Source organism: Actibacterium atlanticum, from assembly GCF_000671395.1.
Lineage (GTDB): Bacteria > Pseudomonadota > Alphaproteobacteria > Rhodobacterales > Rhodobacteraceae > Actibacterium_D > Actibacterium_D atlanticum.
In genome coordinates this window covers 14,400-30,342 of sequence record NZ_AQQY01000006.1, presented here as the reverse complement: position 1 = coordinate 30,342, position 15,943 = coordinate 14,400, and the positions used below count along the sequence as shown (strand labels likewise).

Sequence of the window (15,943 nt, the reverse complement as noted above, 5' to 3'; positions counted from 1 at the left end):
CGCCAAGGAGGAGACAGCCCATGCACGATTACGGTGAGTTCGATTACGTCATTGTTGGCGCGGGGTCTGCGGGCTGTGTGCTGGCCAATCGGCTAAGCGAAGATCCGACAACGCGTGTTTTGCTGCTCGAAGCTGGCGGCAAGGACAACTACCACTGGATTCACATACCGGTCGGGTATCTGTACTGCATTGGAAATCCGCGCACAGATTGGGGCTATTCCACCGCGGCTTGTGACGGGCTTGGCGGACGGTCCCTGTTGTATCCACGCGGCCGGGTGTTGGGCGGCTGCTCGTCGATCAACGGCATGCTTTATCTGCGGGGGCAGGCCGCCGATTATGATGGCTGGCGGCAATTGGGAAACACCGGCTGGGGCTGGGATGATGTTCTGCCTTATTTCATGAAATCCGAAGACTATTACGCCGGCGCGAACGAGGCCCACGGCGCGGGTGGCGAATGGCGTGTCGAAGAACAGCGCCTAAGCTGGGAGATCCTCGAAGCCTGGAAAAACGCCGCCGCGCAGGCGGGCATCCCGGAGTCCGACGATTTTAACCGGGGCAACAACTTTGGGGTTGGCTATTTCAAGGTCAACCAACGGTCCGGCTGGCGTTGGAACACCTCCAAGGGATTCCTGCGACCGGCGCAGTCGCGTCCGAACCTGAAAGTCATGACCCATGCACAAGCCGAAAAGCTGTTGTTTGACGGCAAACGCGCCAAAGGCGTGCAGTTTAGGCGCAAGGATATCCTGTCCAAGGTCAGCGCGCGGCGCGAGGTGATCCTTGCCTCGGGCGCGATCGGATCGCCGCAGTTGTTGCAACTGTCGGGCATCGGTCCGGGTGCGCTATTGCAAGAACACGGCATCGAGGTGCTGCACGATGCGCCTGATGTTGGCGGCAACCTGCAAGACCACCTGCAAATCCGCTGTGCCTATAAGATTCAAGGCGCCAAAACCCTGAACGTTATGAGCTCGACCCTGTGGGGTAAGGCCAAGATCGGGCTGGAGTATATGTTTAAACGTTCTGGGCCAATGTCGATGGCCCCCAGCCAGTTAGGTGCGTTTTGCTATTCGCATGAAGGGGTGGAAACCCCAGATCTGGAATACCACGTGCAACCCGTGACGCTGGAGGCTTTTGGTCAGGCCCCGCATGACTTTCCGGCGATCACCGCCAGCGTCTGCCACCTGCGCCCCGAAAGCCGGGGCCACGTTAAAATTACCTCCTCCGACCCGCGCGCCCATCCTGAAATCCAGCCCAACTACCTTTCAACCGAAGGGGATCGGCTGGTGGCGGCGCGCGCCGTTTCCCAGACCCGCAAGATCATGGCGCAGCCCGCGTTGGCGCCTTATCAGCCCGAAGAGTTTAAACCGGGACCGCAATACCAGACCGACGCCGAACTGGCCGAAGGGGCAGGGCAGGTCGCCTCGACCATCTTCCACCCGGTGGGCACGGCGCGCATGGGCACCGATGCACGGGCGGTCGTCGACTCGGAGCTTCGGGTGAATGGGGTCGAAAACCTGCGCGTGGTCGATGCTTCGATCATGCCGACGATCACATCGGGAAACACCAACTCTCCGACGATCATGATCGCGGAGCGCGCCAGTGATCTCATCAAGGGCCATGTCGCAGCAACTTAGCGGACCGGCCTTTAGGGCCCAGCAAACATCCCAAAGACCAGTCGCTTACTAGCGAACGACATTGTCAGAGCACACGCCCAGACTTTTCCTGTGGGCGGCGATCTTGTCGGGTGACAAATGCTTAAGAAACTCGAAAGTAAGCTCAATATTCGCCCGCGGATCATTCGAAGCGGCCTTTGGCTCGGCTTCGTATGGGGGCGGGGACATGGTAAAAAAAAGGGCGCCTATGATGTGGCGCTTAACCCCTGAAAATGAGCGTAAAATCTGTGGCGATTTTGCAAGGCTTCATGTCCGAAGCTTCGGCGGATTATGAACCGCAGGACATCTAGGGCGCAGACGCCCCAGCGGCCTGAATTGTCTAATTCTGGAGGATGGCGCTTTCCCATTCCAAAAGAAATGAACGCCTTTTGAGCTGGTCCAGAAAGACCAAAAGACCGGGGCCGATCTTGATACGATTCAGGGATGGCTCTACTCGGCTGAGATCGAGCTCTGCGCTGGTCAGGGGCACGGCATCTAACCCGTGTGACATGTCCAACAGATGATCGATGAATTCACCTGAGAGTTCAGCCGAAGGCGCATTACTGGGGATCATCGCGGTGCGCAGCATGACCGTGGTGAAATCCGTGGGCAGGATGATGTGAAAATCCTCCCGATCTTCCCGGTTGATGGCGTAGCTTCCAAGCACATTGTAGGCGATTAGCAGGTCGCCGGATTTGACAGCGTCGATCATATCCGAAGAACAACAATAGAGCTGCGCATCCAGCCCGCCCATAACCTCCATCAAGCGCCAATAGATTTCAGAGGCGCGGGTATCTTGGGTCGCAAACAAATAGCCCAGGCCGGACTGTCGCACGTCATAGGTGCCGACGCGGCTGCGAAAGATTTCAGGGTGTTGGCGCAGCAGGTTGATCAGATCGTTGCGTGAATTGGGAAGGGGAATGTCCTTAAACCCGGTTTTGGAGACGACGATTGCCGCTGGCTCTTGTGTGAAAGCGAAAAGCATATCATTCCACACCGCCCATTCCGGAAGAGAACCGGTGGCTTCGGACTTGTAGCGTTGCGCCAGACCATCATTGGCCAATTTGGTTTGCAGGTCCATCGCGCTGGAAACAACAACGTCAAAGGCCTGACCTTCTTCGACAATGGCCTTCTGAAGTTCGGTCGAACTGGCAACGGTATAGTCGATTGCGGTTTCAGGCCGCGAGGCAAGGAAAGACAAGATCATCGGTTTGAAGAAATCAATGTCAGCCGTCGATAGTATCCGTAGCACTTGTTTGCTGTCGGACGGGCCGAATGAAGCAACGTCTTCGGCCTCGAAAGCACAGGACCAACCGGCCGTGAATATCAGGGCAAGGGAAAGAGCAAACTGACGCATGCGCCGCCTCCTGGGTTGTTGCTAATCTTCAAGGTGCCGCCGTGGGCTGTGATGACCTCTTTTGCGATGGTCAGACCCAGTCCGGATCCGACAACCGCTTCGGCATTTTTGCCCCGGACAAAGCGCTTGGGCAGGCTATCAAGTTCATCTGCTGGGAAACCGGGGCCTGTATCTTTGACGCAAACCTCTGCTTCATTCTGATTAAGCGCCAATACGACATCAATCTGGCTGCCGGCTGGGGAATATTTCACGGCATTGTCCAGAAGGTTGTGCAGGGCGTTTTGAACAAGGATGGGATCACCCTTGATAACCGAGTCCTGTTCCCCGAAGGCCTGCATCGTGATGTCTTTCAGCTCGGATGTCGGGCGTAGTCTTTCAACCGTGTCATGTACGAGATGGAGCAGATTGATCTCTTCCAGCACAAGATGATCAAGCCGGAAGGTCACCATGGCGTGGTCAAGCAGCTGACCTGCTGTACGCGAGCTGTCATCTATGGCGTGGATCATTTCCTTTAGTGCTTTGCGGGTCTCGGGATCGTCAGACACCCGTTGAATAACCTCTGCCTTGGTGCGTACGATTGCCAATGGCGTACGCACCCTGTGCGCGGCTTCTGCTATGAAATCCTCTGACCGCAAGAGCGACTGTTGCAGGCGCCTCATGAAAGAGTTCAGCGACGCAACCAACGGAACCATCTCTGTTGGAACCGGGGCCGCAACCGGCCTAAGGTCTTTGGGCCCCCGGCGAGAGACCGAAGCCGTCAATCGGTCCAGTGGGCGTATTGCACTTCCTGATATGATCCCGGCCATAAAAACCGAGATAAGAAAGAAACCCGCACCAATGGTAATGGAGATCCGCGAGATTCTGGAAAGAACCAGCTTTTGCCCCGAAAGGGTCTGTGCAACCGAAACCTTCAGATAACTTCGCCCGGCACCCGTGGACACCCGCCGCCGGACCGAAGCAATCCGCACATCCTCTCCAAGAAACTCGGCCGAAAGAAAGGCCGGGGCACCGCTGGGGTCTCCCTCTGGTGCCGGTAAGTCTGCGTAGCCGCTGAGAAACTCGTGCTCAAGGTGGATGGCATAGAACACGCGCTCGTCCGAGATGCTGTCCAGCATGGATAGGGCAGAGTAGGGAAGATCAACATTGACCTCGCCGCCGCTTAAACGCGCGCCATCAAGAATAGACTGCGCCGAGGCCGCCAGCACGTTGTCCTGACTTTCCTGAGCAACCTGACGCGCGACGGTTTGCACGACAAAATAAACAACGAACGCCAGCACAGCCGCCCCCGCGAGCAATGACAGCAAAAGCCTGCGACGAATGGAGCCATGCGCTGCAGGTTTGCTCATTCAGGTTCCAGCTTGTAACCAAGCCCCCTGATGGTCGTGATCTTCACCGTAGAGTTTTTAAGGTGGCGTCGAAGACGACCGACATAGACCTCGATCGCGTTTTCCGTGACATCATCATCATAGGAAAACAGCCTGTCCACGAGGATGGATTTCGAGAATACCTGACCGGGCGCATTCGCAAATACCTCGAAAAGGCGCAACTCCCGGGTGCGAAGCTGAACGTCGTGATCAGGAAATTTCAACGTTCCGGAAAGCGAATCGAAACGAAGATCACCAAGGGGCAGAAGGTTTTGGGCGACACCTCCGCGCCTGCGCAGCACCGCCCGACAGCGGGCTTCAAGCTCGGAAAAGTCGATTGGCTTGACCATGTAATCGTCTGCACCAAGGTCAAGAAGCCCTACGCGATCCGCGACTTGAGAACGCGCGGTCAGTACGATGACCGGCGTGCTTTCTTCCTGTTTTCGATGCTGCGCCAGAAAGGTTCTTCCATCGCCATCGGGAAGCATAACATCCAGCAAAATCAACTCGTAAGAGGTTGTGGCAGTGAAATCATGTGCGGTCTGAATGTCCGGCGCGTGGTCGACAACATGGCCATCCAAAATCAGCCTGTCGACGACCGCTTCAGCAAGTTGCTTGTTGTCTTCAATCAGAAGGAACCGCATGAGGATATTTCTCTTTCCGCCTATTTCTTAGCCATGTCAGCTTTGTGTCAGCTTAGATTGTCACCTTCCTCTGACATGAGCGGCATGCGCCGCCAATGTCAAATGGGAGGAGAATAACATGACATTCGTACTGGGGCGTCGCGCCCTTCTTGCTGCAGCAGCAGCTTTCGCCATGGCCGGCTCGGCGAGCGCCGGTGGTCACCAGGTTCTGGACAGCATCCACTTCCTGATCCCCGGTGGTGCAGGTGGCGGCTGGGACGGCACCGCACGTGGAACGGGCGAAGCCCTTACAGGCGCTGGTCTGGTTGGAAATGCGTCCTATGAAAACATGTCGGGCGGCGGTGGCGGCAAAGCCATCGGCTACCTGATTGAAAACGCAGACAGCAACCACGGCACTCTGATGGTCAACTCGACCCCCATCGTGATCCGCTCGCTGACCGGTGTTTTCCCGCACAACTTCCGCGATCTGACGCTGGTATCAGGCACAATTGGTGACTATGCGGCGCTTGTGGTTAACAAAGACAGCCCGATCAATTCGATGGCAGATCTGCTGGCCGCCTATGACGCTGATGCATCAGCAACCGCAATCGGCGGTGGTTCTGTTCCCGGCGGTATGGATCACCTGGTTGCAGCCATGGTGATGGAAGCCGCTGGCAAAGATGCGCTGAACGTCAAGTACATCCCCTATGATGCGGGCGGAAAAGCCATGGCAGCGCTGCTGTCCGGCGAAATTAAAGCCCTGTCGACGGGTTTCTCGGAAGCTGTGGCATTGGCAGATGCTGGTGAAGTCAAAATCATCGGCGTAACCGCGGACGAGCGCGTAGACGCTTACGGCGACGCTCCGACCATGAAGGAACAGGGCATCGACACCACCTTCGTCAACTGGCGTGGTTTCTTCGCGGCGCCAGGTCTGCCGGAGGACAAGCTGACCATGTATCAGGATGCCATCGAAAAGATGTACGCCACTCCCGAATGGGAAGCCGTGCGTGCGCGCAACGGTTGGGTCAACATCCACAACTCGGGCGATGACTTTAAGGCTTTCCTGGAAGGACAGGAAAAGGTCATCGGCGATTTGATGAAAAAGCTGGGTTTCCTGTAAACTGAAACAACGGGTGCGAGGGGTTCTACCCCTCGCGCTCCTCGAGGTATTTTCGGCAAGAGGAAGGGGAGAACACACGGTGCTCCCCCCGTAAGGAAGGAAGAACCTTCCCCTTGCACGGTCATCGGCTCCTCAGCCTGTACCGTGACCTCAATTTGGCGGCGATTGGTTAACAATCTCTTTCCTCTTGCTCAAAATACCTTGGGGTGAATTGAGCCGCAGGCTCAAGAGGGGCAAAGCCCCTCGATCAACCAAAATCAAGGAGGGGACAATGGCACTGGACCGCTGGGTTGCATTTGTCATTCTGTGCGTCACGATGGCCTATGGCTACGCCGCATTTTTCACTATGGACGCGCTTTTACCACCGTTCATGCAGCGCAACCCGATCTGGCCTAGCACCTTTCCCAAGGTTCTGGCGGTTCTGACCATTATTACCGCGCTGATCATTTTGCTGGGGCTCGAGAAGTCTGAGGACACCGGCAAGGAGCCAGACATCGATTATCGCCGATTGGGAGATTACCATCTGATCCCCGCGCTGACCTTGCTCGCGCTTATGGTTGGCTATGCATTGATCTTGCGTCCTGGCGGGTTCCTCTTTGCCACCTTCGCCTTTCTGGTGCTTGGTTCATTTGCATTAGGAGAGCGCAAGTTCCACATCATGCTGCCGGTATCGGCCCTTGCCAGTTTTATCGTCTGGTATCTGGTCGATGAGGTGCTGGGAATCTTCCTGCGCCCCTGGCCATTCTTTATCTAGGGAGCTGAGACAATGATCGAAGGTCTTCTGATCGGCCTATCCGCCGCGTTTTCCATTCAAAACCTGTTGATGGTGATCGCCGGATGTTTGATTGGTACGTTTATCGGCATGCTGCCGGGTCTGGGCCCGATGTCGATTATCGCCATCATGATCCCGGTTGCCATCACCATTGGCGACCCGTCGGCTGCGATTATCCTGCTGGCCGGGGTGTATTACGGCGCAATTTTTGGAGGCTCGACCTCGTCGATCCTGTTGAATGCGCCGGGGGTCGCGGGCACGGTAGCCTCCAGCTTTGATGGCTATCCCATGGCCCGAAAAGGGCAGGCCGGGAAGGCACTGACCATCGCCGCCATCGCATCATTTGCGGGGGGCAGTATCGGTGCCCTGCTGTTGATGATCTTTGCGCCAATGCTGTCGACCGTGGCCTTGCTGTTCCATTCGGCCGAGTATTTCGCGCTGATGGTGGTGGGCTTGTCGGCCATCGCCGCCTTTGCGGGCACGGGCAATGTGGCCAAGGCGGTGTTGATGACCCTTGTGGGCCTTGTGATGGCGACGGTGGGCGAGGGCGCGTTGTTCAATATGCCGCGCTTCACGATGGGGTTAATGGACCTGCAATCAGGCTTCAGCTTCATCACGCTGGCGATGGCGATGTTTGCGCTGCCCGAAGCGTTGTTCCTGGTGCTGAACCCGGCGCGCAGCGCGCAGGGGGCCAGTGGCAAGATCGAAAACCTGCGCATTACCCGCGAGGAAGGCCGCAAGATTGCGCCTGTTATCGGGCGCCAGTCGATCCAGGGTTTCTTTATCGGCGTGCTGCCGGGGGCAGGGGCGACGATTGCCTCGTTCCTGGGTTATGCGGTGGAACGCAATATCGCCAGCAAAGAAGAGCAGGAAGAGTTCGGCAAGGGCGCGATCAAAGGTTTGGCCGCGCCGGAAACCGCAAACAACGCCGCTTGCACCGGGTCGTTCGTGCCGCTGTTGACGCTGGGCATCCCGGGGTCAGGCACCACGGCGATCTTGCTGGGCGCGCTGATTGCGTTGAACGTCACCCCGGGCCCGCGCCTGATGATCGACGAGCCGCAGATTTTCTGGGCGGTGATCATTTCGATGTATATCGGCAACCTTGTGCTGCTGATCCTGAACCTGCCGCTGATCCCTTACATCGCCAAGGTTTTGTCCATCCCGCGCAACTATCTGATCCCGTTCATTCTGTTCTTTACCCTGATGGGCAGTTACATCGGACAAAACAACGCGACCGAGCTGTTGTTGCTGGTGGGTATGGGCATTTGCGCGACGGTGCTGAAGTTTGCTGACTATCCGCTGGCGCCGCTTCTGATCGGCTTCATTCTTGGCGGTATGCTGGAGGACAACTTCGCACGCTCCATGCAGTTGTATGACGGGGTTGGATTTGTCATCGACCGTCCGATGACCCTGGGCTTGCTGGTGATTGCCGCGCTTCTGGTGATCGTGCCCAGCTATCGCGCCCGCCGTGCCAAAGCCCGAAAAGAGGGCGTGGCTGAAGGTGACTGATCCGTTAAAGGGCATACGGGTTCTGGACCTGACCAATGTCCTGGCTGGACCTTACTGCTGCTATCACCTCGGCCTTTTAGGGGCCGAGGTGATCAAGGTTGAACGCCCCGGTTCCGGTGATCTGGCACGGGTTCTGGGCGCGGATCCCGACCGCAACGGCGCGGGTATGGGGATCAGTTTTCTGGCGCAAAATGCCGGGAAGAAATCTGTCACGCTGGATATGAAATCGGATCGTGGCAAGGCGCTGTTGAAACAGCTGGTTCAAAGCGCGGATGTGCTGGTGGAAAATTTCCGCCCCGGTGTGATGGAACGTCTGGGGCTGGGGTATGAGGTGTTGCGGGCTGAAAACCCGGATCTGATCTATGCCGCCATCAGCGGGTTCGGGCAAAACGGACCCCGAAAAGATGACCCTGCATATGACCAGATCGTTCAGGGGATCAGCGGGGTGATGGCAATCACCGGGGCACCGGATACGGCGCCTTACCGGGTTGGGTATCCGCTGGCAGATACAGTCGGCGGGTTGACGGCCGCTTTTGCCATCACCGCCGCACTAAACGCCAAACCGCGCGGCACGTTTCTTGACATCGCGATGACCGAAGCGGTGGTCTCGACCATGGGCTGGGTTGTGTCCAACCATTTGATCGGCGACGTGGCACCGGCCGCACATGGCAATGAAAATACCACTTCTGCACCTTCGGGCACTTTTCAGACTGCCGACAGCCCTATCAACATTGCGGCCAATCGCGATGAGCAATGGGAGGCGCTGGCGCGCCATCTTGGGCGGGATGACTTGTTGGAGAATCCGCAATATGCCACCCGTGAAGACCGTAAGCGCAACCGTCTCGCGCTGCGCGAAGAGCTAGAGCGCTGCCTATGTAAGCGCCCCGCTGCCGAGTGGGTGCAGGAACTGAATGCGCTTAGTGTTCCAACCGGGCCGGTCCTGTCTGTACCGGAGGCGCTGGACGACCCGCAGCTTGCTGGTCGGGGTCTGATCGGTTCAGTGCAGATGGATGGCGAAGACCTCAGGCTTGCGGGCAGTCCCATCGTGGCCGATGGCGCGCGCCCCATGGCGCAGACGCCACCGCCACAGCTTGGTGCAGACAATTACGCGATCTGGTCGGATATCGGTCTGACCAAGGAAGAAATTGATGCCCTGAAGAATGAGGGAATCCTATGAGCGACGTGTCCGACTGGTGGAAAACCGCGATTATTGACATGGAACCGGGCCGCATTCACCTGCGTGGCCATCCGATACAGGACCTGATCGGCAAGGTCAGCTTTGCTCAGATGATCTGGGTGATGGTGCGCGGTGACCAACCAACTGCGGCGCAGGCCAAGCTGTTCGAGGCAGCGCTGGTTTCGGCTGTCGATCACGGGCCACAGGCCCCTTCAATCGCGGCTGCGCGTATGGCGGTTACCTGTGGCCTGCCGTTGAACAATGCCATGGCCAGTGCTGTGAACATGCTGGGTGATGTGCATGGCGGGGCCGGGGAACAGGCGGTTGAACTGTATCACCATATCGAGTCGCATCACGGGGCAATTGACCAAGCGTTGGACGACTGGATCGCGACGCGCGGCAAGATTATTCCGGGCTTCGGTCACCGCTTCCACACACCAACTGATCCGCGCGCGCCACGCTTGATGGAGCTGGTACAAGAAGCGGTCGATGCAGGCGCTTGCGCTGGCGCCTACCAACAAATCGCCCTGAAGGTTGAGCATGAAATTTCACAGCGAAAATCCCGCCCCATCCCCATGAATATTGATGGTGCAACGGCGGTTATTTATGCCGAGCTGGGCTTTGCGCCACCTCTTGCCCGGGGGCTTTTCTGCTTGTCTCGCTCTGTTGGGATATTGGCCCATTCCTGGGAACAAACTCAGGAAGGTGGCAGAAACAAAGGGCCGACCCCGCCCGAGTATCGGTGGACCTATACCGGTAAATAGATCGCGTCCTATGTGTGGGGCAGGGGCTTTGCGACCACATGGTCGAATGTTTGCTTCGTCCCGTTTTGGTACAGGGCAATAGTTGGCCATCTGTTTCCGATGCATGGCGATTGAAAAGGTTGCCCTTGATGGGGCGGCGGGTTCTTCGCCATTATAGGCCCATTATGAGTCAGCCCAGAGATATCCCCTTTCCGCTGCGCAAAACGCGCGTGCATGAGGTCTGCGGACCCGGTGCCATGGGCTTTGCCGCGATTTTGGCGGCAGGGCAGGCACGCGTGCTTTGGGTCTGCGAGTCCTGGAAACCCGAGATGATCAACCCCCATGGGCTGTCTGCCTTTTTTGATCCTGCGCGGCTTTTGTTGGCCCGGACACGGGATCAGGTTGAAACCCTTGCAGTGGCCGAAGAGGCGCTCAAAGATGGGGCTGTGCCTTTGGTGGTGTTGGAAATCAGCCGCCCGCTGGACCTGCGCGAAGGGCGGCGGCTACAGTTGGCGGCAAAGGCGGGCGGAACGACTGGCCTGTGTCTGATCCCCGATGGGATGGGCAGCAACGCCGCCGAAACCCGCTGGCATTGCGCCCCGGTTTTTGAGCCGCAGGACTCGACTCTGATGCGTTGGGAAATTACAAAGAACAAATCAGGAACATTAGGATTCTGGCATGTTCGATGGGACGCAACGGCGCATCGTCTCGATGTGGTTTCCCCGCTTGGCAAGTGACCGGGCTCTGCGTGCACGCCCGATTGACGCGCCCTTTGCCCTGACCTTGAAACACAGCAATGCCGAACGGCTGCAGTGCCTGAATGTGCAGGCTGAACGGGCCGGGTTACACCGTGGCATGAGCTATGCCGATGCCCGCGCTTTTTGCCCCGATCTGATCACCCGACCCAGCGAACCAGTGCAAGAGGCCCGGTTTCTGCAAACCCTGCGCCGTTGGGCCACGCGCTGGTGCCCTTGGGTCGGGCTGGATGGGGCGGACGGGTTGGTGCTGGATGTGACCGGCGCCGCACATCTGTGGGGCGGCGAGGCGCAGATGCTGGCCGAGATGCGCCAACGTTTGCTGCGCGCAGGGTTGACCGTGCAACTGGGGCTGGGCGACACGCGCGGCGCGGCCTGGGCGCTGGCCCACCACGGCGAAGGCGTAGCCGCGCCCGGTGATATGGGCGCTGCGCTGGCGGATTTGCCCGTGGCGGCTTTGCGGCTGGAAGCCGCGCAGGATGTTGCCCTGCAACGGTTGGGCTTGCGCACGGTGGGCGATTTGGCCGCCGCCGATCGCGCGCCACTGACCCGTCGCTTTGGCCCCAGCCTGCTGTTGCGGCTGGATCAGGCTCTGGGCGCGGTGCCCGAATCCATCACCCCACAGCCCGACCCGCCCCATTACGGCATGCGAATGACTCTGCCCGAGCCGATTGGATTGGTGGATGATCTGATGGCGGGGATCGGTCGGTTGCTGGCCCCGCTTTGTGAGCGCCTGCTGGCCCATGATGCGGGTGCCCGCGCTCTGTGTGTCACCCTGCGCCGTGTCGATCAGGACAGCCAACAGATCGAGTTGCGGCTGGCCCGCCCGCTGCGCGATCCACAACGCATCCTGCCGTTGTTTGAACGCGGTGTCGGCACGGTGGATGCCGGATATGGCATTGACCAGATCCGGCTGGAGGCAACACAGGTTGAACCCCTGAAGCCCCGGCAGGTCAGCCATATCGCCGCCAAGGGGCAGGACCGGTTGGACGATCTGATAAGCCGCATCGGCACCCGGATTGGGCTGGAAAACATTCAACGGTTTCTGCCTGCCGACAGCCACATCCCCGAGCGCAGCTTCATCATCGCCCCCGCCGCCTTCAGCACGCCCCAAAGCGGTTGGGCCAGTCTGCGCCCGCGCCCCGTGCGCTTGTTTCCGCCTGAACCGGTTGCCGGGCACGGCGCCCGCCCGCCGCGCCAGTTTCGCTGGCGGCGCATGTCCTTGACCACCGCCCGCGCCACCGGCCCCGAACGGCTGGCACCCGAATGGTGGCTGGCGGATGAAAACTGGCGCAGCGGGGTGCGTGACTATTGGCAGGTAGAAACCCGGCAAGGGCGGCGCTTGTGGATGTATCACACGCCGCAAAACCCGGGCTGGTTCGTGCAGGGGGAATTCGCATGACGCGCAAAGGGGCATGCAAACACCCGGTGCGCGTCGCGGACCGGGCAGCGCCCGCCTCACCCCACGGGCGGGCGCTTCACGCCCACCCCGAAGCGGGCGCTGCCCTCTGTCGTGAGGGATGCTAAATGCCGAAAGCAACCACATCAGACACGGTGCCTAGCGGTTATGCCGAACTGTGCACCACCACCAACTTCACCTTCCTCACCGGCGCCTCGCACCCCGAAGAGATGGTCACGCGCGCCGCCGAGCTGGGCCTTGCCGCTATCGCCATCACCGACCGCAATTCGCTGGCCGGGGTGGTGCGGGCCTATTCGGCGCTCAAGGTGCTGCGCCAAGAGGCCGAGGGCGCCATTCGCATCCGCTCGCAACACCGCACCGACAGCAGCTCGCGCCAGGAGGTCGGCGCGCCCCAGGGCCTGCACCGCCCCGCCGCGCCCCAACTGCCCAAGCTGATCGTGGGCTGCCGGCTGGTGCTGCGTGATTGTCCGGTGGATTGGATCGCCCTGCCGCAAGACCGCGCCGCCTATCAACGGCTGACCCGGCTGCTGACCCTTGGCAAACGCCGGGCTGAAAAGGGGGGCTGTCATCTGGGTATGACCGACTTGCTGAACGGCTGCACCGGCATGATCCTGATCGCCCTGCCACAAGGGGCGTTGCAGGGAGCACGAGGGCCGATTCAACAGATGCAGCGCCGTTTTCCCGGCCATGTCTTTCTGGGGGCTGCGCCGCGCTATGATGGCTCGGATCAGGCTTGGCTGACCGCCTGCGCACAGATGGCGTTGCGCTGTTCCACCCCGATGGTGGCGGTCGGGGATGTGCTGATGCATCACGCCAAACGCCGCCAGCTGGCCGATGTGCTGACCTGTATGCGTGAACACATCACGATTGATGCCATCGGCACCCGCGCCCTTCCCAATGCCGAACGCCGCCTGAAAGCCGCCCGCGACATGGAGCGGGTTTTCCACGACCATCCCGCCGCCCTGCGCCGTACGCTGGAAATCACCGCGCGCTGCAGTTTCGACTTGAGCGAGCTGAGCTATGAATACCCCGACGAAGTGTCTGACAGCGAAACCCCACAAGCGCGACTAGCGCGGCTGGCGCAAGAGGGGCTGAAAACCCGCTATCCTTATGGCGCGGCGCAGCGGGTGCATGACCTGATGACCAAAGAGCTGGCGCTGGTCGCCGATCTGGGTTTTGCCGCCTATTTCCTGACGGTCTATGACATCGTGCAATTCGCGCGCGGGCGGGGGATTTTGTGCCAGGGGCGTGGATCAGCCGCCAATTCGATCCTGTGTTACCTGCTGGGCATCACCGATGTCTCACCCGATCAGATCGCCATGGTGTTTGAACGGTTCATGTCAAAACACCGGGGCGAGCCGCCCGATATCGACGTCGATTTCGAACATGAACGCCGCGAAGAGGTGATCCAGCACATCTATGAGAAATACGGGCGTCACCGCGCGGGGCTGTGCGCCACGGTGATCCATTTTCGATCCCGCGCGGCGATCCGCGAGGTCGGTAAGGTGATGGGCCTCAGTCAGGACGTAACCGCCAGCCTGTCGGGGCAGATCTGGGGCATGTCCAATGGCGGCGCCGATCCCGAACGCATCAAGGAACTGGGGCTGGACCCGTCAGACCGGCGACTGGCCCAGACCATTCGGTTGATCGGCGAGATCATCGGTTTCCCGCGCCATCTGTCGCAGCATGTCGGGGGCTTTGTGATCACCAAGGGGCGGCTGGATGAGCTGGCCCCGATTGAGAACGCCGCGATGGAGGACCGCACCATTATCGAATGGGACAAGGACGATATCGACGCCTTGGGCATTCTGAAGGTGGATGTGCTGGGGCTGGGGATGCTGTCTTGCATCCGCAAGGCCTTTGACCTGATGCAGCAGCACCACGGCCAGAACCTGACGATTGATACCCTCCCGCAAGAGGACCCGGCGACCTATGACATGCTGTGCGTTGCCGATGCGGTCGGGGTATTTCAGGTCGAAAGCCGGGCGCAGATGAATTTCCTGCCCCGCATGAAGCCGCGCACCTTTTATGATCTGGTGATCGAGGTCGCCATCGTGCGCCCCGGCCCGATCCAAGGCGGCATGGTGCAGCCCTATATCAAACGCCGTCAGGGTCTGGAAAAGGCACAGCCCTTTGGCCCGGCGCTGGAAAAGGTCACCGCGCGCACGTTGGGCGTGCCGCTGTTTCAGGAGCAGGCGCTGCAGATCGCCGTGGTCGGCGCGGGTTATACGCCCGAAGAGGCCGACCATCTGCGCCGCTCGCTGGCCTCGTTTCGGCGCATGGGCACCATTGGCGAGCACCGCGAAAAATTCATCAAAGGCATGTTGGCGAACGGGTACAGCCAAGAGGTGGCTGAACGCTGTTTCGGTCAGATCGAAGGCTTTGCCGATTACGGCTTTCCCGAAAGCCATGCGGCGGCCTTTGCCCTGCTGGTGTACGTGTCGGCCTGGCTGAAATGCCACCACCCGGCGGTGTTTGCCTGCGCTTTGCTGAATTCGCAGCCGATGGGGTTTTATGCCCCCGCACAGATCGTGCGCGATGCGCGTGAACATCAGGTCGAGGTGCGCCCGATCTGTGTGAACGCCAGCCACTGGGACAACATGCTTGAACGGCGTTCTGATGGCGGGCTGGCGCTGCGCCTTGGGTTTCGACAGATCAAAGGCTTCCGCGAAGAGGACGCGGGCTGGATCGTCGCGGCGCGCGGCAATGGCTATCCAGACCCCGAAAGCCTGTGGCTACGTGCCGGGCTGGCGCCGGCCGCGTTGGAACGTCTGGCCGAGGCCGATAGTTTCACCAGCATGGGCCTAAGCCGCCGCGATGCTTTGTGGGCGGTGCGGGCCTTGCGTGCGCCCAAACCGCTGCCGCTGTTCAATGACCCGATTGATGGCGAAGGCATTCATGAACCCAAGGTTTCGCTCCCAGCCATGCATCTGGGCGAAGAGGTGGTCGAAGATTACGTTTCAACCCGCCTGACCCTGCGCGCCCACCCGATGGAATTGTTGCGCCCCAGCCTGCCCGGGCTGACCCAGCACAGTAAACTGGGCACCATTCCATTGGGTCGGGTCAGTGTCTGTGGTCTGGTCATCACGCGACAACGCCCCGGCACCGCCTCGGGCGTGATTTTCCTGACGCTTGAAGATGAAACCGGCGTCAGCAACGTCGTGGTCTGGCCCAAGGTCTATGAGAAATATCGGCGGATTGTGATGGGGGGGCGGCTGTTGCGCGTCACCGGTTATTTGCAACGCGAAGGCATCGTGGTGCATCTGATCGCCCAACAGATCGAGGACCTGTCGCCGCGCTTGTCGCAGCTGGGTCACCCGCTGGGCGAGGCCGTCGCCCAGACCACCCCCGAAATGGATCAGGCCCCGCGCCCCAAGGCGCAACCCCGTGCAATGCACCCGCGCGAACAGGCCAAGCGGCTGTTTCCAAGCCGCGATTTTCATTGATGCTTAGC

General features: G+C 59.7%; 12 protein-coding genes. 9 read left to right on the top strand and 3 right to left on the bottom strand.

The genetic code is table 11. The annotated features are described in order from the left end of the window. Window positions 1-20: 20 nt before the first annotated feature. On the top strand, window positions 21-1,631 hold the full coding sequence (locus tag ATO10_RS10095) for a GMC family oxidoreductase (RefSeq protein WP_035251120.1): 1,611 nt from the start codon (window positions 21-23) through the stop codon (window positions 1,629-1,631). A gap of 358 nt (window positions 1,632-1,989) precedes the next feature. Here the strand turns inward: ATO10_RS10095 and ATO10_RS10090 are convergent, their stop codons facing one another. From ATO10_RS10090 to ATO10_RS10080, 3 genes are read right to left on the bottom strand one after another with little or no spacing between them, the layout of a single operon-like run. Further along, window positions 1,990-3,006 carry an ABC transporter substrate-binding protein gene (locus ATO10_RS10090; RefSeq protein WP_035251119.1) on the bottom strand — a complete coding sequence of 339 codons (1,017 nt, stop codon included), beginning with the start codon at window positions 3,004-3,006 and terminating at the stop codon, window positions 1,990-1,992. Beyond that, a complete protein-coding gene (locus ATO10_RS10085) occupies window positions 2,976-4,352 on the bottom strand; it encodes a sensor histidine kinase (protein WP_035251118.1) in 1,377 nt (458 codons plus the stop codon). Before ATO10_RS10085 ends, ATO10_RS10090 begins: the two co-directional genes overlap by 31 nt. After that, the gene (locus ATO10_RS10080) at window positions 4,349-5,014 is read right to left on the bottom strand and encodes a response regulator transcription factor (protein ID WP_035251117.1); all 666 of its coding nucleotides are present in this window, start codon (window positions 5,012-5,014) and stop codon (window positions 4,349-4,351) included. Before ATO10_RS10080 ends, ATO10_RS10085 begins: the two co-directional genes overlap by 4 nt. A gap of 118 nt (window positions 5,015-5,132) precedes the next feature. On the opposite strand from ATO10_RS10080, the gene ATO10_RS10075 reads away from it, so the two are divergent. The 8 genes from ATO10_RS10075 (at window position 5,133) to ATO10_RS10040 (ending at window position 15,935) form a co-directional block, all read left to right on the top strand. Further along, window positions 5,133-6,113 carry a tripartite tricarboxylate transporter substrate binding protein gene (locus tag ATO10_RS10075; protein WP_035251116.1) on the top strand — a complete coding sequence of 327 codons (981 nt, stop codon included), beginning with the start codon at window positions 5,133-5,135 and terminating at the stop codon, window positions 6,111-6,113. A 271-nt stretch (window positions 6,114-6,384) separates the two neighbouring features. After that, window positions 6,385-6,867, top strand: coding sequence for a tripartite tricarboxylate transporter TctB family protein (locus ATO10_RS10070; protein WP_035251115.1), 483 nt, complete (start codon window positions 6,385-6,387; stop codon window positions 6,865-6,867). Between the two features lie 12 nt (window positions 6,868-6,879). Continuing rightward, the gene (locus ATO10_RS10065) at window positions 6,880-8,394 is read left to right on the top strand and encodes a tripartite tricarboxylate transporter permease (protein ID WP_035251114.1); all 1,515 of its coding nucleotides are present in this window, start codon (window positions 6,880-6,882) and stop codon (window positions 8,392-8,394) included. Then, entirely contained in the window at window positions 8,387-9,571 is a 1,185-nt protein-coding gene (locus ATO10_RS10060) for a CaiB/BaiF CoA transferase family protein (protein ID WP_035251113.1), read from the top strand. Before ATO10_RS10065 ends, ATO10_RS10060 begins: the two co-directional genes overlap by 8 nt. Then, window positions 9,568-10,335 carry a citryl-CoA lyase gene (locus tag ATO10_RS10055; RefSeq protein WP_035251112.1) on the top strand — a complete coding sequence of 256 codons (768 nt, stop codon included), beginning with the start codon at window positions 9,568-9,570 and terminating at the stop codon, window positions 10,333-10,335. Before ATO10_RS10060 ends, ATO10_RS10055 begins: the two co-directional genes overlap by 4 nt. A gap of 164 nt (window positions 10,336-10,499) precedes the next feature. After that, window positions 10,500-11,051 (top strand): ImuA family protein, encoded by a 552-nt coding sequence (locus ATO10_RS10050; protein ID WP_035251111.1) that lies wholly within the window; start codon window positions 10,500-10,502, stop codon window positions 11,049-11,051. Then, on the top strand, window positions 10,993-12,471 hold the full coding sequence (locus ATO10_RS10045; RefSeq protein WP_035251110.1) for a Y-family DNA polymerase: 1,479 nt from the start codon (window positions 10,993-10,995) through the stop codon (window positions 12,469-12,471). Before ATO10_RS10050 ends, ATO10_RS10045 begins: the two co-directional genes overlap by 59 nt. 125 nt (window positions 12,472-12,596) lie before the next feature. After that, window positions 12,597-15,935 (top strand): error-prone DNA polymerase, encoded by a 3,339-nt coding sequence (locus tag ATO10_RS10040; RefSeq protein WP_035251109.1) that lies wholly within the window; start codon window positions 12,597-12,599, stop codon window positions 15,933-15,935. The last annotated feature ends 8 nt before the right edge of the window (window positions 15,936-15,943 follow it).